Source organism: Tepidibacter sp. (assembly GCF_025210165.1).
Lineage (GTDB): Bacteria > Bacillota > Clostridia > Peptostreptococcales > Peptostreptococcaceae > Tepidibacter_A.
Window position 1 is genome coordinate 1 of the sequence record NZ_JAOASI010000018.1, and the last position, 25,008, is coordinate 25,008.

At 28.9% G+C, this 25,008-nt stretch carries 13 protein-coding genes and 1 pseudogene; 13 read left to right on the forward strand and 1 reads right to left on the reverse strand.

All coding sequences use genetic code 11. The features are described from left to right. The 13 genes and pseudogenes from N4A48_RS02665 to N4A48_RS02725 all read left to right on the forward strand — a co-directional run. Positions 1-434, forward strand: a 434-nt coding sequence (locus tag N4A48_RS02665) for a hypothetical protein (RefSeq protein ID WP_293664130.1), incomplete at its 5' end; no start/stop codon positions are given. A gap of 520 nt (positions 435-954) precedes the next feature. Continuing rightward, positions 955-3,930: an S-layer homology domain-containing protein gene (locus N4A48_RS02670; RefSeq protein ID WP_293664131.1), complete on the forward strand. Its 2,976-nt coding sequence runs from the start codon at positions 955-957 to the stop codon at positions 3,928-3,930. 283 nt (positions 3,931-4,213) lie between these two features. Next, on the forward strand, positions 4,214-7,495 hold the full coding sequence (secA, locus tag N4A48_RS02675) for a preprotein translocase subunit SecA (protein ID WP_293664132.1): 3,282 nt from the start codon (positions 4,214-4,216) through the stop codon (positions 7,493-7,495). A 26-nt stretch (positions 7,496-7,521) separates the two neighbouring features. Next, the gene (locus tag N4A48_RS02680) at positions 7,522-8,196 is read left to right on the forward strand and encodes a DUF6042 family protein (protein WP_293664133.1); all 675 of its coding nucleotides are present in this window, start codon (positions 7,522-7,524) and stop codon (positions 8,194-8,196) included. 717 nt (positions 8,197-8,913) lie between these two features. After that, the gene (locus tag N4A48_RS02685; protein WP_293664134.1) at positions 8,914-11,379 is read left to right on the forward strand and encodes an Ig-like domain-containing protein; all 2,466 of its coding nucleotides are present in this window, start codon (positions 8,914-8,916) and stop codon (positions 11,377-11,379) included. A 10-nt stretch (positions 11,380-11,389) separates the two neighbouring features. Next, positions 11,390-17,698, forward strand: a complete 6,309-nt coding sequence (locus tag N4A48_RS02690) for an IPT/TIG domain-containing protein (protein WP_293664135.1) — start codon at positions 11,390-11,392, stop codon at positions 17,696-17,698. A gap of 3 nt (positions 17,699-17,701) precedes the next feature. Further along, the gene (locus N4A48_RS02695; RefSeq protein WP_293664136.1) at positions 17,702-19,318 is read left to right on the forward strand and encodes a hypothetical protein; all 1,617 of its coding nucleotides are present in this window, start codon (positions 17,702-17,704) and stop codon (positions 19,316-19,318) included. A gap of 440 nt (positions 19,319-19,758) precedes the next feature. After that, entirely contained in the window at positions 19,759-21,222 is a 1,464-nt protein-coding gene (locus N4A48_RS02700; protein WP_293664137.1) for an S-layer homology domain-containing protein, read from the forward strand. Between the two features lie 702 nt (positions 21,223-21,924). Further along, positions 21,925-22,731, forward strand: a pseudogene (locus tag N4A48_RS02705) (tyrosine-protein phosphatase). A gap of 10 nt (positions 22,732-22,741) precedes the next feature. After that, positions 22,742-23,137: a YveK family protein gene (locus N4A48_RS02710; protein ID WP_293664138.1), complete on the forward strand. Its 396-nt coding sequence runs from the start codon at positions 22,742-22,744 to the stop codon at positions 23,135-23,137. 15 nt (positions 23,138-23,152) lie between these two features. Beyond that, positions 23,153-23,401 (forward strand): type II toxin-antitoxin system antitoxin SocA domain-containing protein, encoded by a 249-nt coding sequence (locus N4A48_RS02715; protein WP_293664139.1) that lies wholly within the window; start codon positions 23,153-23,155, stop codon positions 23,399-23,401. 117 nt (positions 23,402-23,518) lie between these two features. Then, positions 23,519-23,737 carry a hypothetical protein gene (locus N4A48_RS02720; protein ID WP_293664140.1) on the forward strand — a complete coding sequence of 73 codons (219 nt, stop codon included), beginning with the start codon at positions 23,519-23,521 and terminating at the stop codon, positions 23,735-23,737. A 414-nt stretch (positions 23,738-24,151) separates the two neighbouring features. Then, positions 24,152-24,343: a hypothetical protein gene (locus tag N4A48_RS02725; RefSeq protein ID WP_293664141.1), complete on the forward strand. Its 192-nt coding sequence runs from the start codon at positions 24,152-24,154 to the stop codon at positions 24,341-24,343. A gap of 121 nt (positions 24,344-24,464) precedes the next feature. On the opposite strand, the gene N4A48_RS02730 is transcribed toward N4A48_RS02725, so the two are convergent. Then, entirely contained in the window at positions 24,465-25,001 is a 537-nt protein-coding gene (locus tag N4A48_RS02730) for a sigma-70 family RNA polymerase sigma factor (RefSeq protein WP_293664142.1), read from the reverse strand. Positions 25,002-25,008 lie beyond the last annotated feature (7 nt).

Sequence of the window (25,008 nt, forward strand, 5' to 3'; positions counted from 1 at the left end):
CAGAAATATCATTAAGTGACTTAGAAGAAGCTAAGGATAAAGTAACGTTAGTTAAGGATGAGGGAACAAACTTCATTAAGTATGTATTATTAACAGAGGATGCAAGTGAAAAGGCTACAGCTCCTGTAGTTGACTTAGTACCAGCAACTACATTCACATCAGTTGCTTCTGCAGATAATGCAAATGGAACAGCAACATTAACAGCAACTTATGATGTAAATAAAGATGATGAAGTTACATTTAAGGTTTATGATAATGCTAATAAGGTAGTAGCATTCAAGGATGTAGCGGCAGCTGCTAATGATGCGAAAGCTACAACAACAACTATAGCAGTTGATGATGTAGATGGAACTAGAGTATACACTGTTAAGATACTTGTAAACGGTAAAGAAATTTCAGAAAAACTTGTATCAGTAACAATTTCAGGTAACTAAAATTAGTACTCGCTAACACGGTGACTCACGTCCCCAACAAGTCTTATGACTCGGTTGATTAAAAATAGTTCCAAGCGTAGCTTTCTTAATAGGTAATGAAATATTTGAACCCCTAAATCATATGATTTAGGGGTTTGTTTATCTGTTAAAATATTATAAAGATTATAATTAAATGTAATTATAATAAATATATAGAAATAGTGTAAAAAATAACATTGGAAAACGAGGGAATATTTAGAAAAATGAAAGTAATAAAATGTAAATTTCATAAAGGTTATTTAAAAAAATAATTTGTAACATAATTGTAATTGAAATTAATACCATGTAAGTGTATAATGGTTTTGTAGTTTACATACAAATAAAGGTTTTTGAAGACGTTTAAAGAAATTCGACAATTTAGATCAAGAGCACAAGCCAAAATAAGACAACATGAGGAAAATGACAACTATAATGTTAAGAATTGCAAAAAAAATCCTCGAATGACAAAATGAAAAGACAACTAAATTAGGGAGGAAATAAAATGAAAAACACTAAAAAAGTACTTTCAGTTGCATTAGCTGGTGCTTTAGCATTCGGAACAATGGGTGCAGCATTTGCAGCAGCTCCAACAGATGTTAAAGGAACTGACTACGAGAGCGCAGTAGAAAGATTATCAGCACTTGATATATTAAAAGGTTATGAAGATGGAACATTCAAACCAGGAAAAACAATAACAAGAGCTGAATTTGCAGCGGTAATAGTAAGAGCATTAGGACTTGATGCTTCAGCTAAAGCATCAATGGGAAATACTTCTTTTAATGATGTTCCTGCTAGTCACTGGGCATCAGGATACATAAACATAGCATCAGGACTTAAAGTTATAAATGGAAAAGCTGAAGGAGTATTCGATCCAGAAGCACCAGTTAAGTATGAAGAAGCTGTAACTATGATAGTAAGATCATTAGGATACGAGCCAGCGGCAAAAGCTAAGGGTGGATACCCAAATGGATACTTAGTAGTAGCTGGACAAGAAGATATATCTGATGATGTTAAAGGAACAATAGGTTCATCTGCTCCAAGAGGAATAGTATCCCAATTAATGGACAACTCATTAGAAGTACCTATGATGGTTCAAGTAGGATACGGAGATGATGTAAAATACGTAAAATCTGGAACTGATGGTACTACTAAAGAAACATTATTAACTGATAAATTAGACACTGAAAAAGTTGAAGAAAAAGTTATAGATATACCAAGAACTGATTCTAGCTTAGATGATAATGAAATAAGACTTGAGAAAACAGGTGTTATCGAAGTTCCTGAAGGATTCAACTTCGAAGGAGTATATAATGCTAAAATCAAAGTATTTGTAAATGATGATGATGAGTTAGTATCATATGAAATGGATAGTGATACTGATGTATACTATGATGCTGTAGAATACACTTCATCTGACTCAGATCCAGTAAAATTAGTTGCTAAGGATAAGGAATATGACTTTGCTAAAGGTGCAACTATATATGAAAATGGTAAAAAAGTTAAAGAATCAGATTTAAATGCCAAATATTCATATGCTAAGGTTGTAATTGAAGATAACGAGATATCTTCTTTAGAGGTATATGATTTAGATAATATGATTGTAGTCGATAAAGTAGAAAAAACTCATGTTCTTGGATATGAGGATGATGTTAATTTCAAGGATTATGATTTAATTAAAGAAGGTAAGAACATAGAGCTTTCAGGTTTAGAAAAAGGAGATGTAGTATTCTATAATTCTTCTGCTGAGTATGCTGAGGTATTCAACAAAACTGTAAAAGGTAAATTAGATAAGGTATTTGGAGATGGATTCAGATTAGATGATGAAGATTATGATATAACAAATGATTCTAAGTATGTTGATGATAATGAATTAGAAACAATAGATTCTGATATATTAGATGAAATGAAGGAAGCTGATAAAGAAGTAACTGTTTACTTTGATAGACAAGATGATGTTAGACTTGTATTAGGAGATCGTGGAGAAGTTAAAACAAGCACTACGGGAGCTTTATTAACAGCTGATATAGTTGTAGATACTGATGCTAGGGGAGAGCATACTCTTTTAGTAGATGTAATAAACAAGTCTGGTAAAGAGGTAAAATATAAGGTAGATGCTAACGATGTAGAAATAGATATAGTTAAGAAGTGGGCAACAGCTTCTGCTAATAAAGCTGCAGTAGAAGGTATTTCAGGAGTTACAAGCCAACAAGCGTCTTCTGGTTCAGTAACAGTAGATAAGGCTTGGGATAAGTATACAACTGATGAGAAGGAAGCTATAACTAAGCATTATTTCGATTCTTCTAATGTATATGGAAAAGGTGGAGTAACTGTTGTTACAACTAATGGAACAGGTACTAACACAGTTAAAAAAGGAACTATAATCGAGATTAAGGTTGACGAAGATGGAGATGTAACTGAATTAACTTTAGATCTTGATGATAAGATAGTATCTTCAAATGTTAAAACTGATGCAAAATATGCAGAAGGTAAAAAGCTTGAAAAATCTTCATTAGTATTTGATGCAACAGAAGGAATAGATGAAGATGATACAGAAGTAAGTGCTTGGGAAAAGGTTAAATTTGAAACTGTTAAAGCAGGAACAGTATACTATGACGAAGATGGAAAAATCACTTACATAGCTGTAACGGATTCAGAAAGAGATAGTGATGATGTTGAAGATTACGCAGCTCTTGTAACTAGCGTTAAGAAGTTATCGGGTAATGATGATGAGTGGAGAATAAAGGCTTATGTAGATGGAACTGAAAAAACATTCTATACAGATAGATCTATAACAGCTGCTTCAGTATCAGCTGGAGAAGTTGCTATGATTTATGTTGATTCTGAAACTGGAGAACTAGTAAAAGGAACAACAGCAGGTATAGATAATACTGCAGCAGATATAGATGCAATGGCTAAAGCTGAAACTGAGAAAGTTGTTACAGACGTTAAAGTATCAGATAAGAAGTTAACTGTTTATGGAACTGAATACAGATTAGCAAAAGATGCATATGTATTTGATATAGAAGATACTGATGATATAGATGAGATATCATTAAGCGACTTAGAAGAAGGTAAGGATAAAGTAACTTTAGTTAAGGATGAGGGAACAGACTTTATCAAGTATGTATTATTAACAGAAGATGCAAGTGAGAAGGCTACAGCTCCTGTAGTTGATGCAGTTCCTACAACTGTATTCAAATCAATTGCTTCTTCAGATAATTCAAATGGAACAGCAACTGTAACTGCTACGTATGATGTAAATAAAGGTGATGAAGTTACATTCAAAGCTTATGATAATACTAATAAGATAGTAGCATTTACAGATGTAGCAGCAGCTTCAGATGATACTAAAGCTAAAACAGCTACTTTAACAATAACTGATGGAAATAATGGAACTAAAGTATACACTGTTAAGATAGTTGTAAATGGTAAAGAAGTTTCACAAAGACTTGTATCAGTAACAATTTCTGGTAACTAATAAATATTATAAATGATAAAACAAAAACTCGGAGGATTTAATCCTCTGAGTTTTTTCTTTGAGCATTAAAATTATAGTTATCCACAAGTTAAAGATGAATATAATAAAAAAAAGTATAATAAACTTCTTTAATTCTAATAATAATGATATCTATGGAAAACTATATACATATATAATAAGTTTCACTTTATCCGAAAACTAAAAGTTCTAAGACTGAAGATAAGAACTTAACAGCTTCTGGATTAGTTTAACATTAAGTTTCACTTTATATAGGAGGAATGTTATGGTGAATTTTTTTGAGGGGATAATAAATCCTCATGATAAAAAAATAAAGCAACTAGAAAAAAGAGCAGATAATATACTTGCATTTGAAGAAAAATTTAAAACTTTAACTGATGAAGAATTAAAAAAGAAAACTGAGGAATTCAAAAATAGACTAAAGAATGGTCAAAATTCAGATGATATATTAGAAGAAGCTTTTGCAGTGGTTAGAGAAGCATCTTTTAGAGTGTTTAATATGAAACATTATAAAGTACAATTAATGGGTGGAATATGTCTTCATGAAGGTAATATTGCTCAGATGAAAACAGGTGAAGGTAAAACTCTTGTAGTTACACTGCCTACTTATTTGAATGCATTAACAGGTGAAGGAGTATTTGTGATAACTGCTAATGAATATCTTGCCTTAAGAGATAAGCAGGAAATGGGAAAATTGTATGAGTTCTTAGGATTAACAGTTGGACTTACTAATAGAGAATTAAATGTATACCATAAAAAGGAAGTATATAACTGTGATATAGTGTATGGTACTAATTCTGAGTTTGGGTTTGATTATTTAAAAGATAATATGGTTACTGTTAAACAAAATGTAGTTCAAACAAGAAGAAATTTTGCGATAATAGATGAAGTTGATTCAATACTTATAGATGATGCTAGAACTCCACTTATAATAACAGGAGATGCCGCAAGACCATCTCAATATTATATTACAGTAGATAAATTTATAAAATCTCTTCAAAATAAAGATTATGAAATAGATAATGAAAAGAAAGTAGCTAATCTAACTCAAATAGGAATACAAAAGAGTGAGAGAATATTTGGTATAGATAACATAGCTGATATAAAGAATACGGAGTTATACCATCATATAAGACAGTCTCTTCAAGCTAATTATGTATTTACTAAGGATAAGGACTATTTAGTTGAGGGCAATGAAGTAATGATAATAGATAAGTTTACAGGAAGAGCACTTCCGGGAAGAAGATTTGGAAAAGGTCTTCATCAAGCACTTGAAGCTAAAGAAAATGTAGAAATAAAGAAGGAAACAAAAACTCAAGCTATGATTACATATCAAAACTATTTTAAATTATTTAATAAAATAGCTGGTATGACTGGTACTGCATATAGTCAAAAACAAGAATTTAAAAGTATATATAATGTGGATGTTATATGTATACCTACGAATAAAGAAGTAAAAAGAATAGATAAAGGTGATTTATTATTTAAAACAAAAGAAGCTAAATTTAAAGCATTAATAAATGAAGTTCAGAAAAGACATAAAAAAGGACAACCTATATTAATAGGAACTATATATATAGATGAATCAGAAGTATTAAGTAGAATGTTAACTAAAAATAACATAAAGCACAAAATTTTAAATGCAAAGCAGAACAAGGATGAAGCTGAAATTATATCAAATGCTGGCCAAAGAGAAGCTGTAACTATAGCAACTAATATGGCAGGACGTGGAACTGATATAAAGCTTGGAGATAAAGTTAGTGAACTTGGAGGTCTTTATGTAATAGGTACAGAAAGGCATGATTCAAGAAGAATAGATAATCAGTTAAGAGGGCGTTCTGGTCGTCAGGGAGATCCGGGTGAGAGTCAATTCTTTATATCGCTTGAAGATTCTTTATTTTCTAAGGTAGGGAAAGAGGCATTAGATAGAATTGTAAAGGTAGTAGATAAGATGAATTTAGGTTCAGATGATTTTATACAGGATAAGCTGGTATCTCAAGCTATAGATGGAATACAAAAGACCGTAGAAAATACTAATTATAATGTTAGAAAGAATACTCTTGAATTTGATCAAATATTAAATAAGCAAAGAGAGACTATATATAATGAAAGAAACAAGATATTAAATGGAGAAGATATGAGTGAATTTATCTACGGTATTTTAAAGGATACTATAGATAAAAATATAGATAGTTATACATCTAATAGTGAATATCCTGAAGAATGGGATTTAGATTCTGTACAAAATTATTTGAATAAAACATTTAAATTCAATAATTATATAGATTTCACTAAAATGGAAAGTAGAGAGATTGAAAATTTAGATAAAGATGATATAAAGAAAAAAGCATACGATAAAGCTATTGAGTCATATAAAGAAAAGGTAGAGATAACTGGTAAAGAACAGCTTAGATACTTGGAAAGAGTGACTTTAATGAAGAATATAGATGATAAGTGGACAGATCATTTAGATGTTGTGGATCAAATAAGACAAGGAATAATATTCCAACATATAGGTGGTCAAAATCCTGTTAGAATATTCAATAAAGAAGCTTACGATATGTTTTCAAATATGCTAGAAGAAATAAAAGAGAACTCTATAGAATCTTTATTTATAATAGCTAATATAAATGAAGAATTAGATGAGGTTAAAAAAATTAAAAGAGAGCATGAGCTTAATGAAGAACAGAGAATGAAAAGAGTAGAGGAATTAGAAGATAAATATAGAATTAGCAGATGGTTTTTATCAAAAATCCCATCTAATATTCCTAACATAAAGCTTAATGTAGATATAAATGCTACAGAAGAAGTTGCTGCAACTGTAAGTCTTTATTATATGGACAATGGATATGAAGAAAAATTAGAAGAGTATGATAAGGATGTAAAAATAAAAGGTATATATGTCACTGATTTTGAAAAACCTAAAGATAAGAACTGGAATATGGGATGGTATCAAATAAAAATATTTGTCTCAAAGCAAGAGGTTAAACATATAGATTTTATAGTAGATAAGCCATCTAGAGAATTAGAAGCTCATAATCTTAAGAATATAATATTTTTTGAGAATCAAAAAGAACTATTTATAGATACAGGTATAGATTGTTATGAAGAGAATATAAAAGGCGAACTTGTATATAATAAAAACGAAAAAACTAAGATGAAATTTGAAATTCCTGGTGAAGATAATAAGGTGAAAATTAAAATTAGAAGTTCTAATGATTTATGGAAAAATGGATATTATGAAGTAAGTCTTTATAAAGATAATGAAAAAATAATAATACCATTTATAGTAGCTGATAAATATACGAAAGAACAAGGTGTATTCACTTTAAATTTAAAATCTATTAAGAAAGACAAAAAAGAAGTCATAGGAGAGTTAATAAGTATAGAAAATAATAAAATACTTTCAAGTATTCCTATAAAGCTTGATGAAAATGCTAAAGTATCTATATCGTTTAAATCAGAGTTAATGCAAGAAGGTAGATACGAATTTAGACTTATAGAAAATGAAGATATTCTTTGTAGAGAGATATTTATTATAGGTTAAGTTTCGCAGGAAAAGGAGGATTTAATGTGGAGAATAGAGTAAGAGTACAAGTACCAGAAGAGCTTCAAGAGTATATGTGGTTTAGATATATGCCTCTTTCAACTTACAAGACTTACTTAGTTGTGGGTGCTACTGCTTCTCAGGAATTAAAAGGTCTTGAAGCTACTCAGAATATATTAAATACAAAGCTTGAAGGAGGAGAAGAACATCCTCAGGTTGTAGAAGATAAGAAGAATATTTTAAAAAAAATAGGTCTTGAGTATCCAAAAACAAGACAAGATGATTTAGATCTTTTATTAAAATATAAACTAGTAGAACTTAAAAAAGATGAAGAAGATACTATGTATTACGAGTATACAAAACCAGTTCCAAAACCAGAAGATGTACTAAATATTGATGATGAAGAAAAACAAATTCTTAAGAATATAAAATTCGAAGTAAAACATCAAGATGATTTAAATCAAGTATTAACCCTTATTATAAACAGTAATGGAAATATACTTACAACACTTGATCATATTCATAATATGACTGATGTTAAGCATGCAGATATAAAGACTATTTTAGAGTATTTATTAAATGAAGGATCTATAAAGGTTAAAGCAGATAAAGATATGAAGCATCTTAGAAAGAATGATAAGGTTTATGTAAGTATAGATAAAGAAGTATTTGAGAAAAAGAGATTTGTAATAGGTCAATAAAATATTATTAATATAAAGTAGATACCTAGATTTCATTAAATGAAGTCTGGGTATTTTTTGCTTTTCAAGGATTATGTGCTTAATCCAAAATGAAGGGAATCAAAATACCGCTCATGTATTAAATATTTTTAATAGAACTAAAAATTATATCTTATTGAATATCCTAAAAGTTCTAAACTCCCTAGCGGTCAAACAACGAACTTTCTTAACGGATATTCAAACGATGAATTTAGTTCTATACAAAAATATTTAAATCATTCTCTAATATTTTAATCCCCTTCATTTTGTAAGTTTAGTTATTAATTATGAGGTAAGAGCTATTTTACTTTATAGATATTGATATTAAAAAACTGTATATAAAAATGTTAGTGAATGCTTTTAGATATTTTGACTAATATAACTTAGGTTTTATCGTTTAATAATCCGTTAAGAAATTTGCGTGTCTGAGCGTAGGGAGTTCGTAAATTTTAGGGTTATTAATAAGAGAAAATCTTAGTTATATTCAAAATATTGTTGTATTCACGGTATTTTTATATATAGTTTTGATAACTCACAAAGAAAATATAAATTTAGAACTTCCAAATAAAGATTTTTGTTTTATGCTAATATCATAATAGAAATATTTTCAATAGGACTTGTTTTGAATTTGTACTATAAAAGTTCACACTAGATGCCGACATATAGTGTATAATGTAGACTTATAGGGGGGGAGATAAAATGAGGAAAAGAATAAGCTTAATACTAATATTTGCAATGATATTAACTTTAATTCCTATAGATATATCAAATGCAGTAGGAATAGAAGATACTCTTAGTCTTATAACTAGTAAAGGAAGTATAACCAAAAATCAAGTAGAGGTAGAGTATAATACCAACTATATAGATGTAATATATGGATCTAGTTATACTAAGGATGGATCAAAGGATATAAACACTAATATGGATATATTAGTAAATGGAGTTTCGGAAAAAAGTAGCTATAATTTTGTTTTATATCCAGCAGAGCATAAAATTAGAGTATCTTTAAAGGATTCAGCAAAAACACTAAAACATAGTTCTGTATATAAGGTACATATTGATGCGGGATTATTTAAGGATAGTTCAAATGTTGCAAGCTTAGAAGCAAATTATATTTTTGTTACAAAGAATACTACAAGTCAAAGTGGTATTATAACTAATGCTGATTACACAGGAGGAACTATAACCTATACTTTTATAGATGATATTGTGTTAAAACCTGATGCAATAAATAATAAGCAAAATTATATAACAATAACATCTTCTTTAATAGATAATCTGAAAGATCCTTCATATGTATCAGATAATATATCAAACTATACAGTGAAAATAGATTCTAATGATAATAAAAAGCTTATAGTTGAGAGAACGGATAATGGAGATTTTAAGGAACTTTCAAAATATACAGTTACATTAAAGCCAAATACTGTATACCTTAATAATGGAAATGCTATATATAATGAAGAAAAAATAATAAGCTTTAATACAGATAATAAGGAATATATAGTAGATAGTACAGACCCTAGTGATAATGCAACAAGAATAGGACAACATCAAAATATAAGTATAAAGTTCAAAGAAGAGATAGATATCAATATAGATAAAACAAAGGTAAGTCTTATATCTAGGAGTGGAAGTATACATACTAATATTCAAGATTACGTTTATGCTTATAAATCTACTGGATCTTTAGTAATAGATTCATTAAAAATAGATATGGATAAGCTGTATATGGATACAGCAAAAGAACCTCTTTCAAAAGGGGAGGAGTATACAGTTAAAATAGGAGCTGGAGCTATTATACTAAAGGGGAGAACAGATTTATCTGGGAATTTATATAAGTACAATAAAGATATAACCTTTAAATTCCAGACTCTAAAGGATAGACCAAGTATATCATCTACTTATCCTATTAGTACTTTATCAAATAGATTTGATGAAAATAAGCTACATAAAAAATCAGATGGAACCTATTATTTAACAGTTGTATTTGATGATTTAGATAAGAGTATTCAGCTTTATAATGATAATAAAACCCCTAGTGGATTTACTCTTTATTCTGAAGGGTCGAGTGAAAATCTTATAGATGATACTAAAGAGCTTATTCTAGATAAAGATACATATAGCTCTTCTAAAAAGACCTATATGTATATACCTATAAAAGGTAAGCTTAGTTCAAATACTAAATACAATTGGTATGTTCCAGAAAATGTAGTAGAAAATGGAGCTATAGATGGCAATTCTCAAAAACTTTTAAATGAAGCAAAGTCATTTTCATTTACAACAACTCCAATACCTACAGTATCAAGACTTGTAGATGCAACTATAGGAGAGGATTATGATGAAGATGAACCTATAATATTAGAAGGCGGAATGATTTATTCAAATGGAGTTAGGGTATATTTTGAAAATGAATTTGGACATACTGAATATGCTGAAAAAGTAGTTGTAGATGGTAAAATAATTAAGGTGTATCTCCCGGATAAAAGTGATAGATTAGAGCCTGGAACTTATAAGATAATAGTTGAAAATGATGAAAATCATAAAATTACTGTGGAATTTGACACATTAAGCGTTATTAAAAAAGGAGATTTTGCTCCAGCTGAAAATAAGAAAATAATCAAAGATGATTCTAAGGGAAAGGTTGAACAAGATATGAAGGTAAGTGAGGATACTTTAATACTTAGTTCCTCTTATAAAAATAAAAGTAGCTTGGAATTAGACTTAGATGAGATTATGGGAGAAGATACTTTAGTTAGAAAAATAAAGTACGAGGGAAGCAAAAGTAGTTTATATTCAAATCTTAATACAAAGTCAAAGTATGCAGATATAGATATATATAATCTAAGACCTGTGGATTATGATAGAGATAAAGATTTTGTTGTGTCTCTTGGAAGGGTTGAACCATTAGTTATAGATAGTATAAAGAATAAGTTAAGATCAGCTCATATAGTATCTGACTTTATACAGGTTACTGGAGATAATTTCACCTTTGATAATATAAATATTAAAATCCCATATGAGTATGCAGGTGAGGATACGAAGGTTTTAAGATATGATGAAGAAATGAGAAATTGGTACAGTGTTCCATTTAGTATTGATAGAGCAGATAAAAATGTATATATTAAATCAAGTAGACAAGGAATATTTGTAGTTGTAGATTAGGAGGGGGAGCATGAAAAGAATTAATTGGATTAAAAGGGTTACATCTTTTATTCTTGTATTTATGATGGTGTTTGGAATGATGCCGTGGGATGATATGAGTATATACGCATATGATCCAGATAAATATTATGTAGATAGTATAGAGATTACTAAGATTTATGAGGATGGAGGGTATGAAGTTAAACAAACGAAGCTTTTAATAACTGGTAATTACTTAAAGGATGTAACGGTTGGGACTAATACTGATTTTGGATATCAAGAATTTACAAATCCAAGCCCACATTCAGAATCTGTACTTCAATTTATAGTTCCGGGAGATAAGCTTGGAAGAGATATAAGAGTTGGGAGTATAGTTATACCTATTGACCAAAGTGAAATACCTTCTATTACGGGTATAGATAAAAGAAATGTAAAGACTGGTACTGATACACTTACTATTACTGGATCTAATTTAGATAAAGTAGGTACTTCAGGATATAAAGCATATTATAAAAATGATGATGAGTCAGGTGGACTTGTTAATTTTCCAGTAGCATCTAAGACTTCTAATAAATTGATAACTAATCCTTTAACTGGTACTTTAGGTAATAAAAATATAGTTATAACTAAGGAAGAGGATGCATATATAAATTTTAATAATAATAATTCACTAAAGATTACAGAGTCATCATCTCCTAATCTTGGTAAAAACAAAATAAAAGTGACTATTAGAAATACTTATTCAAAGCAATTTAGGCTTATAGAAGAGATAAACACAACTAATTTGACTATGAACCCAAATAGAGGAGAGGCAGGTACTACATCAAGAAAAGGTGATGAAGTTATATTTACTGCTGATTCTGGACTTGATGATTGTGATGTGTTTTTCCTTAAAGATAAGAGTGATAAGTTCACAAATGATAAAAAGGGCGTTGATACTAACTATAAAGCTGATGTTGATGGAAAGAACTTACTAAAAATACATTTACCTAATTATAAGAAAAATATAATAGAAAATGGAGAATATTATGTTGTAATAACTAACAAAATAGATGCTGATAAAGATCCAGAGGACTATATAACTAAAAGTTATGTTCTTCCAGAAAAATTTACGATAATAGATGCTAAGCAAAAAATGAAGATAGTATCTATATCTCCAGATTCAGGACCAGATACTGGATCAAAAGTTGAAATATCAGGGGTATTCTTTGGAACTCTTAATATACCAGAGTTAATATTAAATTCTGATAAAATAAAGGTTCAATCACATGTTGCAGCAGATCAAGAATTAGATATAGATTATGGAAAAAATGATAGTGGAGTATATCAAGGAGGAACTTACAAGGGAGAAGTAGTTACTTCTATAACTAGAAAGGTAAAGGTAATTGTAGGGGGAATAGCAACTTTTGCTAAAAAAACAGGGGTTTCAGAATATGAGTATAGCTTTACTGATGCAATTGATAAAATAAGTGTAGATACAGCACATATTACTGATGCTGCAGATAATCCAATTAAGGATGTTGTTATAGAGACAATCACAACTATAAATATAGCAGGAAAAGATCCTGTTGTTATAAAAGATAGAGCTGAGCTTCTTCAGTCGTATACATTTATAGCAAGTACAATGACTCCTGAGGTAAATTCTATAACACCAGATAAGATACAAGTGGATAAAGAATCACCAATAAAATATAATTTAGAAGAAGATATGATGGTTTCAATACAAGGAGATAAATTCTTAATTCACAAGTACACAAAAGATGATGGAACAGAGGTTGTAAGATATCCAGTAATTGAAATTGGAAGTGATGTAAGGCTTAATAAGAATATTACTGGGGCAGATTCTAATCCAAATCTATATCTTAAAATATTTGATAAGTATGGAAAAGAGCTAGATGGAAGTAAGGGAAATGAAATAGGTACTAGGATGATAGTTAAAATACCTAAAGGATCATATGTAACTAACATAGGAAAAACATTTGTAAAGGTTATAAATCCAGTAAAGAATCAAGAAACAGAGGGTTTATCTGCAACAAAACCTGATGCTGTAGAGTTTGTAGATGCAGTAGATAATCCTATTATTACTACAATTAGTCCAAATATAGTAACTGTAAGTGGAGGAGAAGATGTAGTAATAGAAGGAAATAACTTTGATAGAGGAGTTAAGGTATTTATAGATGGTAAAGAAGTTAGCGGAATTAACCGTGATGGGGATGGAAGAAAAATAACTTTTAAAGCTCCTCCAGGAAGAGAGGGAAGTACTCAGCTTCAAGTTATGAATCCTAGTGGTGCAGTTGATATATCTGAATTTATATATGTTACAACTTATACAGATCCTAAAATAACTTCTTTTTCTCCTAATAAAGGAAGTAATAATACATTAGTTGTTTTAAAGGGAGACAATTTCTTAAAGCCTCAACCTTCTACAACAGATATAAGTGGCGCAAATATCTTCAAGCTTATTGGAACTAGAATACTTCTTGGAGATAAAGATATAAATAGCTATAATAAAGAATCTAATAAAATATCACTAAAGTCGTATACATCACTGGGTGATAATAAATTGATATATGAGGACAATAATAAACCTTATATTAGAGATTATTATCAATCTATTATATTATCAGAAAATGATAATATAACTACTACAGGAAATTCTTTTTATACATTTGATGTAGATACTAGAGGAGATATAAAGCTATCAAATGGAAAGGATGAAAACTATAAGATTATAGAACATATATCTGGTGACAAATTTAAGGCAACATCAGAGTCTGGAACAGAATTTGAGATAGATGTTTATACAGATAAAATAAAATTAACAGAAACTAAAAATAATTTAAACACAAAAGATTTATACTTAAAAACGCCATACGTTATAGAAAACAATGTTATAACAGGACATAGAGTAAAAGTTATTAATAAAAATGAGATATATTTTAGAATTCCTATTCTAGATGTTGAGAGATGGTATGATGTTACAGTTCAAAATCCAGATACTCAATATGATAAAAGAACAAGTACTCAAGGTTTTTACTACTTTAAAACTCCTAAGAAAAATCCTACTATAACTAGATTAGAACCAGATAGAGGATCAACTGAAGGTGGTTATACATCTGATATATATGGAAGTGATTTTGAATCAAATGGAGATATAAAATCTAGAGTGTTTATAGGTGGAGTAGAAATAGATCCTAAAGATATCATAATAAGTACAGATAAAAATAAAATAACTATTGTAATACCTAAATATCCAGGAAACCTTAAAGATGAAATAGAAGGAGATAGAAAAACTGTACCAGTTGTAGTTACTAATTCAGATGGAGGTAACTATTCAAAGGAAGATGGATTTACTTATGTTATTCCTACAAGTAATCCTCAAATAACTAAGATACTTCCAAATACAGCTAGTGCAGCTGGTGGAGATAAAGTTCAAATATGGGGAACGGATTTTAGATATTTTGAGCCATATGAAGATGCTAATGGAAATGCTAAATATGATTCTGGAGAAAAATATCAAGATCTTAACAATAATAATAAGTGGGACAATCTTGAGAATAAGTCTGAGTATGATGCATTAAAAGCTGATTACGAGAATTTAATAAAAGATCCTAATGTTTCTGATGATGAAAAAAAATCTAAGGATTATAAAAATATACTTCCTAAAATATATTTTGGAAAAAAGTCAGCTAAAATAGTAGATTTTTCTGACGGATATATATCTGTAGAGGTTCCTGTTGGAGAACAGGGGAATGTAGATGTATATGTACTTAATAATGATTTTGGAACATCTAATAAGGTCAGTTTCACTTATAAATCATCATCTCCTACAATAACTAAAGTAGTACCTGATATTGGTAAGAAGATAGGTGGAGACAATATAGAGATACATGGAACTGATTTTAGCAGCTCTAAAATAAAGGTACTTAAACAATTGGATGCATCACAAGCTGAAGAAAGAGAAATGCCTGTAGTTAGATTTGGAGATATAAAGGATCTTAATATCTCAAATTCATCTATAACTGCTGGAAGCTTGAATGCAGGTACAATAATTGGTACTAAAGGAAATACTAAGGTTGGAAATCTCGAAGTAGAATATGATTCATCTGACACAAATGATAAAAAGATAAATTTAAAAGCTAAGATAGGAAACAAGGAATATACAGCTCAAATAACAAATTATAATGATGAAGAACTATACTTATCAATTAAAGACTTGTTAGTGTATAAAGATGATTCAGGAGATGAGCAGTATACAGGTTACGAGGTTGTTAAAATAAAGATAGACACATATGCTAGAAGAATTATAGTTGATAGAGGATATTCTCCAGAGACTAATCTTTTGAATAGTGGACAAGTAGAAGTTAAAACGCCTTCTTATTATACAATAGGAAAAGTTCCTATAACTATAATAAATCCAGATAAGGGTGAGGCAAGTGGAGATTTTGAATATAAAAATCCAGATAGTTTTCCGAGTATTACTGAGGTAACTAGAGATGGTCAACCTTCTGTAGCAGATAATATAGATGGGAAAGATGTTAAGGTAGTTAAGGTTAACTATAAAGGTGGAAGTATAATAAGTGTAATAGGATCTGATTTTAGAGAAAATGCAAAAATATCTATAGGTAATATAAAGGAAATTGATTATGCAAATATTACTCCAACTCTTCCTAATAAGCTTACATTTAAGATAGATGCTGTAGATGAGAAGGAAGTAGGAAAACTTCACAAGGTAGTGGTTCAAAATGAGGATGGAGCATTTGCAAGCTCTGATTCCCTAAATCCTCCTATATATATAATGTTTACAAAAGGAGAAACTAATCCACAGATAACTTCAATAGATCCAGACAGAGGCTTATCAAAAGGAGGAGAACCGGTAACTATAAAAGGTCTTGATTTTAGAGAGACTATGAATGGATATGGAGACAAAAGAATAGCTGTATACTTTGGAGAAATAAGAGTTCCAGATGAGCATGTTAGATTTATAGATTATAGAACTATAGAGGTTACAACACCAAAGAGTGATCCAAAGACTGTTGATGTTAAGATAGAAAATCCAGATGGACAAATTTCAAATTCAGTACAATTTACTTACTTGAGTGATCCTAAGATAACTCAAATAGTAGATGCAAAGGATAATTCTATAAACATATCCACTATATATGTGGATGGAGGACAAGAGATACAGATAAAGGGTAATGATTTTATGAGTGGAGCAAAAGTTGTATTCAACCCTGTACTTAAAGAGGCTACAGCTTCTGATAAGGATACAATAACTATAGATAAAAAATCATATGTCTTAGTATCTGGAACTGAAGGTAGTGCCACATTTATAGATGCTCAAAATTTAAAGGTTACAACTCCAGCTGGAAAACTAGGAGCTAAGGGTGTTATTGTGATCAACCCAGATAAGGCTGGAAGTAATATATATGATGTGGTTTATGTAATAGATCAAATAGATGCACCAACAGGTGTAAAGGCAGAGCTTATATACGATAAGTATATAAAAATAGATTGGAATGAAGTAAAGGGTGCTACGTCTTATGAGATATATGCAGTAGAAGATGATAAGGAAATGTATATTGTTGGAACTACTAATTTAACTACATTCATATATAGAGATGTAAAATCAAAGACAGACTATAGGTTCATAATAAAGGCTATAGGAGAATTTGGATTATCAAAAGGCTCAGCAAAAAGTAATGAAGTTACAACTAAATCAGGATCAGGATATGAAGATAAAGATGGAGAAATAAATGAAAAAACAGTTATAAATAGATCTGGTGATACTGTAAATATACTTATTGGAACAGATGATTATGATGAGAAAGAAACTGTTATAGACCTTACAAAAGGACAGTATGCAGGAGCTAAGGATGTTGTTATAAGTATACCAGCAAGGGTTGCTACGAGTTATTTAGCAAAGGATGTAAAAGTAACTTTAAATGATATGTATATAAAATTTAATCCTACAGCATTTAATGTATCAAAGCTTTATGAAGCTAAAGACAAGGATAAAGCAGGTGTTAAATTAAAAATAGGAATTAATAAAAAGAATGATGTAGCTTCTTTATCTAATGAGTATGAACTAAAGGCTGATGTATTCATTGGAGCAGATAATACAAGTATAGATTATCTAAAAAATAATATGGAAATATCTCTTGACTTTGACTGGGCAAAAGCAGATCTTAGAAGAATGAGAAATATTTCGCTTAGAAGATATGATGAATACAAAAACGAATGGGTTTATGTAAAGCAGAGAATGGACAATTATTCTACTTCTATTAACTCTCCAGTAAATAGACTTGGAAGATATTCAATTATAGGTAGTAGGAGGTAGCTTATGAGAAAAATATTATCTTTAACAATTATATTTGTATTGAGTTTTTGTACATTGATTCATGCAGATCAATTCTCTCCATATATAGATAAGTATATAGAGGGTTATATAAAGGATGTATTAGATGGAACAGTTCAAATTGAAGAGTACGATGGTACTCTTCATACATTGAACTTTACAGATGATGTAGTATATATAATAGATAATAGAGATGCAACTCTTATAGATTTCAAACCTGGAATGGAAATTTATGCTACTCTTAGAGGCAAAAAGATAGATTATATAGAGAGTTATTCAACTCAAAATACAGGATATATAGCTAAAGGATCTAAGGTTAGAAATGGAACTATTAAAAAAATAGATAGAAATCAAATAACTTTAGAGTATGTAACTAAAGATGAAGAAATATTCTATACAACACCAGCAACACAAGTAACTAAGAATGGACAAATTACATCTTTAAATACTTTGTATGTAGGAGATAAGGTCAGATTCTTGTTTGATAAAATAGATTCAAATACAGTAAATAAGATTGAGATAAACGACAAATATACTAGCATAAAGAGCTTATATAGGGCTGTAATGAAATCATCTGATGATGTATCGGAAAATGTAACACTCTTTAATGTAAAAACTTTAAAGAATGGTAAGTGGGAAAAAGCAAACAATTATACTACTATACCTTATAATAATGAAGTTCCTGTGTACTCAAATGGATCCAAGATAGAATATAGTGATTTAAAATATTACGCAGGAAAAACAGTTTATTTAGTAGTAAAAGACTTTTTTGGATCAGAAAAAGTAGAGAGAATGGTTGTAAAGGATTCTTATGAATACAATTTTTCAGATAAAATAGAGGATATAAATTTTTATAGTGATAAATTTGAGCTTGCAAATAAGAAAAATATATCTCTTAATGATGGAACTATAATAATAAAGAATTCAAGACTTGTAGATAAATACTCTATAAATTCAAAATCAGATGCATTCATAGTAGCCGAGGGAAGAAATAATTCCTTATCAGCAGATGTAGTGTATATATACAATGAAGATATCAATAATTCAAGTATTGGTCAAAATTATATATATACATCAAAGCTTGATGAGATAGATACTTATTCAGTAAAAATAGAAGATTTTAATGTTCTTAATGAAAATGAATGGGAATCGTTTGATTCTGAAAAAGATTTATATTATGATGAAGATACGTATATATATGATTTAATAAATAATAAGCAACTTACAATAGATGAATTCTCATCACTAGATGCAGATCATAAAAAATATTATGGATATATATATACTGATGGAGACAGAATAAGTTCTATTTATGTAAAAAATAAGATGGATTCTTTATCTGGACAAAGAACCACTATAGGTATGGTTGAGTCACTTGAAAATAATGCTAAGATAGGATGGTCTATAAAGATTCAAGATGCAAAAGATTGGAGCAAGAGAAAAGAATCTTGGATGTTAAAGAAGGTATCTATAAATGTAAGTATAGATAAGTGTGTAATTATTAAAGATGGAAAACGTATAAGTTATGAGGATATACAAGTTGGAGATAGAATTTATATGGTTAGGGATGATATATACTCTAAGGTTCTTATAGTTAAGTAGCTTTTTATACTTAGAGTAGCAAAAATATTCATATAAAAATACCACTAATGCAAAGATGTTTTGAAAGAAACTAAGCCTTTATCTTATGAATAATCCTAAAGTTTCTAAACTCACTTTGCTCAGACAACGAAACTTATTAACGGATTTTTCAACGATAAAGACTAAGTTTCTTAAATCAAAACATCTGAATGCAGCGTTAACATTTTTATATAAATATTTTTGAATTCTAGCTAAGATAAATTAACGAAATTTAAAATTTATATTAAATTCTCGTAAAGGCAAATTATAGTTTCCTTATTAAAAACATATAAGGAGGAAATGATATATTTGAAACTAGCTCTAATTTAATATAAATCCTAAATTTCTGGGATGGTGTTTAATCAACGAAATTGAAAATTTATGAGGTTAATAGAGAAGATAGATTGAGAGGAGGAGGAAAGATGAGAAGGATTTTGACATTTTTATTTGTTATGAGCATGGTGTTTAGTCCCATTAATATTTGGGCTGCTCCTCCTGAGTTTTCAGGTGGTATAAATAATGAATATGAGTATGAAGAAATTGTGTTTGTAAGTGGAGAGCCTGTTAGATTAAAGGGTGAGATAAAGGTTTCGGAGAGAGCTAAGGATACTGAAGAGAGTATAAGTTATTCTTTTAAGCTTGAGAATAAGGATAAGAATGCTAAGCTTGATAGAAAGATTACGGTTAACACTCTTCTTGATAAGAGAGATGATAAGGGACAGACTATAGCTCAAAGTTCTATATCAAAATACAGTGAGAAGATTGAAATAGCTTCTGATAAGTATGAGCTTGAGGATTTTCAGTTTTCAAAGTCTAATGTTATAGATAATAGACCAGCATCTGATTTTTATAATGGTAATATGCAGGGAAGAAAGTATTATAAGGTTAATAAGGATCAGGGTGAGGTTATAGTAGATATTTCTGGACAAGATGTAGGATATAAAAACTTTTGGGGAAATAGTGAAACTCAGATTATAAATTACTCTATAAGAAATATAAAGCCAGATGATTCAGATGGATCTTGGCAGGCTCATGTTAAAGCGTCTGTATCAGATAGTACAACTAAGGTTTTAAAGTACGCTGAAAATGAAGCTAATTTTTCAAGCTTTAATGGAGGTCATATGAGGGTTACTAATCAACAGATGGTATCAAGGTATGAGTATGATCTTCCAAAAATAGATAATGGAAAAGTTGATGATGATAAAAGAAACAAAGGAAGCATAAAGATGAATAAAAGTATGGTTCCTAAAGTTGAAAGACTTATAGTTCCGAAGTTTAGAGATTTGGGTGGACATTGGGCTCAAAGTTATATAGAAAAATTATATTCTCTTGATGTATTTGATGAAAATGGTGAATTTTTCTCTCCTGATTTACCTATGAATAGAATGGAATTTACAAAGGCTGTAATAAAGTCTTGTGATATAAGATCTTATATAGAAGAACCTAAGAGAAGATCTAGAAGGGCTCCTAAAGAAGAGCCAGTATTTCAGGATTTAGATACTAAAGATGATGATTATAAGTATGTAAAAAGTGGATATGATAAAGGAATAATACATGGTGAGAATAATAAGTTCAATCCAAATAGAAACTTAACTAGAGCACAAGCCATAACTATAATGGTAAGAGCTTTAGGATTTGAAAATAAGGCACCAACACCTGGGTATTATACTAGTTTTTCTGATGATAGAGAAATACCTTATTGGGCAAAGGATAGTATATACATGGCAAAAGAGATTGGCCTTATTCAAGGAGATAAGTTTAATAAAATAAATCCAAATAAGATTATGTCAAGATCAGAAGCATCTGCTATGCTTGTTAGATTCTTAGAGTTTCTTGAGAGGGATTTACAAAGAGATTATAGAGAAAATATAATATATTTCAATTAGATGCTATTTTGGTATGGTGTTTAAGCGAAAAATAAGGAGTACTGAAATACCGCTACTTAATCAATATTTTAATAAAACTATATATTATGTATATATGCACTTAAGATCAAAATAAAGGTTATTAAAATAACGGTCATGTGTTAATGTTTTAATAAAACTAAGTATTACATCTTATTGAATATCCTAAAAGTTCTAAACTCTCTGACGGTCAGACAACGAACTTTCTTAACGGATATTCAAGCGCTGTAATACAAGTTTTATACAAAAACATCTAAATCATGTCCTAACATTTTAATAACCTTTATTTATTTTTTTACTCTATAGAAAACTATATAATTTTTTGCTTTGTGAATAAATGATTGAAAAAGCTACACTTGAGACTGTTTTTGAGAAAAATTAAAGAAATCTTATAGTATTTCCGAGGAAATAATTATTTATTTTACATAAAACTATATTATTTTTATGCTATTAGAACATTAATGCAAAGGCTGTACGTGAAACTATTTTTAAACAACGAGGGCTGTAAGAACGTTAGCGAGTAAACGAATTTTGTTAGTAATAAACAATAAAGTTTGATAAAATATAGCATATGAGAATTAATTAAGTAAATGATTATATACCGCAGTTTAAAAAATTAATAGAAAGTATGAAGTGAAACTTTAGATAATAATCCATGAAAGGAAGGGAGAATATATAATAGATATACATTGCCATATTGTTTCGGGTTTAGATGATGGTTCAAAGTCTATTGAGCAATCTGTACAAATGGCAAAAATAGCATCAAATGATGGGATAAAAAAAATAATAAATACATCGCACTATCACTTAGATTCAAACTCTATAGTTGGAAAATAGATTGAGAAAAAGATTGATGATTTTAACAAGATATTAAAAGAAGAAGGAATAGATCTAGAAATTTTAATTGGAAATGAACTTTACTATACTAATGAATTAATGAATAGAATAGATGAATTAGATTTTTACTCTTTAAATAAATCTAAATATATTCTTATAGAATTTAGTCCGTCCAATTTTCCTAATAATATAGAAGATATAATATACGAATTTAAGATTAGAAATTATATGCCGATACTTGCTCATGTAGAGAGATACGAAAAGATAGTGAACGATATTAATAATATATATGAATATATAAATGCTGGGGCATTAATTCAAATTAATGTAAGTAGTATAACTGGGAAATCTGGTAAACAAATTCAAAATATATGCGATATACTTATTAGAAATAATATGGTTTATTTTGTGGCAACTGATGCCCATTCCTCAAATTCCAGAAATCCTATTTTGAACAAAGCATATGAATATATTAAAGATAAAATAGGAAAAGAAAAATCTAAAGAAATATTTTATGAAAATCCTCAAAAACTAATATTAAATCAAGAGATAATAATTAAACAACCTATAAAATATAAGCAAAGTAAACTAAAAAGAATTATAAAAAATATAATGGAAGAAACTATAGAACTAAGGAGTATTTTGATATTATAAAGAAGAGCTTTTGGGTAATAGCTACTGTTACAAGTGCTATAGTAAGCTTTTTGTATTAGATCCTGTGTATGAAACTAGTAAAATTCTTATGGTAAATAAAGCTAAAAATCAAGAAGGTAATGTTATAAATTATCAAGATGTTATTTTAAACCAAAAACTAGTTGTTGAATATGCAGAAATATCAAAATCAAGATCGGTATTAGATAAGGTAATAGATGATTTAGAGCTAAATATGGAATATGAAGAATTAAGAAAAAATATAACTGTATCTCCCGTTAAGGATACAGAAATTATGAAGATAAAGGTTGAGGATAAAAATCCTAATATAGCTAAAAAAATAGCTAATAAAATACCTCAAGTGTTTACCCAAGAATTAATAAGAATAACTAAGGCAGACAGTATTTAGGTAAATTATCTTTCAATGGTAAAGCTAGTAGAAGAGAGTATATATGATGCTATTAGCTATAAAATTATTCCTAACAAAGAGGTTTGTGTTTCAGATTTTTCGTTAGAGGAGATTAATGTTCTTGAAAAAGTAGCAACTACTTTTAAAGATTATAGGTCAAGAGAAATCATAGATTATATGCATGGGGAAAGAGCATATAAAGAAAGAGAAGAATATCAAATAATTCCTTATAGTTTAGCAATGGAATTAAAAGAATTAAGATAACGTGATTTGCCAGGCTGAAATAGCTTGACATTTTTATATTCTTTTGAAAAAATTAAGCTTTATATGACATAAATAGAATGAATGAATAAGAATTAATGGAGATATCAACAATAATAAGTGCAGTTGGAATTTGGTCATGTGATAGATAAAACTAAAGAACAGAGAGTTAGATTGGATGAGATATTAAAGTCTCTGTTTAATTATGAGAATAACGATGAAACAGTGATTTATATACCAAAGCAGCTAGTTATTTTCATAGAGCAGAATAGAAATATCAAACATGAATTAAAGATGAAGCTTGTATTCCCAGATGGTCAAGAAGTTAAATTAGTTTAGATATCATTATGTATTAAATAGTTTGAGTTATAAAGTCTTGTGCTATAAAAAGCATAGGGCTTTTTGTTTTTAACTAATTTAAAGAGAGGGAATGGTGATGAATAGTGAGCTTTGGGTATATAGAGTATATAATACAAATAGTAAAAATAAAAAATAGAATAAGGTTATGAAGATACATATATGCGTCTACTCGTTGCATATATAAGCTTTTTTTTTCATATATATAATTAGAGTTGATTATAAAGCAATTAAGTGTAAGTTCTGTTAAAAAATGAAACTATATACATTGGAAAAAAATACTATTGTGGTAAAATATAAAAGGTAGGAATCAATAAGATTCATTGTGGGAACAATTTGATATATAGTGAATACTATATATTAAATTGAAATACTACTTAGAAAGGAAGTATATCTATGTCAATAAAGATAAATTTTATTGATGGAAATTCTTTAATAGTACCAAAAGATGAACTAACACAGCCACAAATACAACAAATATTGCAGTGGTTTGAATCGGAAGTTTCTCCAATTATATCCTTCACTGTAGGAGATATAACACATAATTTACCTAGACATGCTATATATAATATACTTCATGATATTTAACTTAGAAATTGCATATTAAATCAAAAAAAGAAGGTTATTAAATATATTTAATAACCTTCTTTTTATACTATGGGAATTTATAACATTTTGATTCGTAGATAATTTGTTAAGAAAGCTAATTTCATATAGAATAGTTTAGTGAGTAATACTTTTGCAGTTTTTTAATGGCTTGTGATTTGACCCTTTTAACCCAGCTATATGATATATTCATTTCTTTTGCTATTTCAAGAAGGCTATGACCTTGTATCAAATTTTTTTCTACAACCTTTATTTCTGTATTATTTAAAATTGATAAAGCTTCTATAGTCTCAATATTTGAGAAATCTTCAGTATAAATTTCTTTACTTTGATTATCATCAAAGTCTATACTTATTTCTTTTGATTTTAACTCGTCCTTTTTTTGATCCCAGTAAAAGCAGCTTATCATAAACTTCATATACCCTAAAAATTTTGTGTTCTTCTTAAAGTCAAAGTTACTTATAAGTTCTATTGATTTTATAACTCCATTTTGATATAGGTCTTCATTTATATATCCAAAGTAGTGCTTACATTTGGATATTAAAAGTGGTTTTAGCATATCTAGTAGTTTTTCAAGTGAGTCGTTATCACCTCTTTGAGACATTTTAACTAATTCATTGATTTCTTCATATGTATTCAATGGTATC

Bases quoted from the DNA above. Each gene is read 5' to 3' on its own strand.
- N4A48_RS02670 (WP_293664131.1), top strand. From the start codon at position 955: ATGAAAAACACTAAAAAAGTACTTTCAGTTGCATTAGCTGGTGCTTTA.
- secA (WP_293664132.1), top strand. From the start codon at position 4,214: ATGGTGAATTTTTTTGAGGGGATAATAAATCCTCATGATAAAAAAATA.
- N4A48_RS02685 (WP_293664134.1), top strand. From the start codon at position 8,914: ATGAGGAAAAGAATAAGCTTAATACTAATATTTGCAATGATATTAACT.
- N4A48_RS02690 (WP_293664135.1), top strand. From the start codon at position 11,390: ATGAAAAGAATTAATTGGATTAAAAGGGTTACATCTTTTATTCTTGTA.
- N4A48_RS02695 (WP_293664136.1), top strand. From the start codon at position 17,702: ATGAGAAAAATATTATCTTTAACAATTATATTTGTATTGAGTTTTTGT.
- N4A48_RS02700 (WP_293664137.1), top strand. From the start codon at position 19,759: ATGAGAAGGATTTTGACATTTTTATTTGTTATGAGCATGGTGTTTAGT.
- N4A48_RS02715 (WP_293664139.1), top strand. From the start codon at position 23,153: ATGGTAAAGCTAGTAGAAGAGAGTATATATGATGCTATTAGCTATAAA.
- N4A48_RS02725 (WP_293664141.1), top strand. From the start codon at position 24,152: ATGTCAATAAAGATAAATTTTATTGATGGAAATTCTTTAATAGTACCA.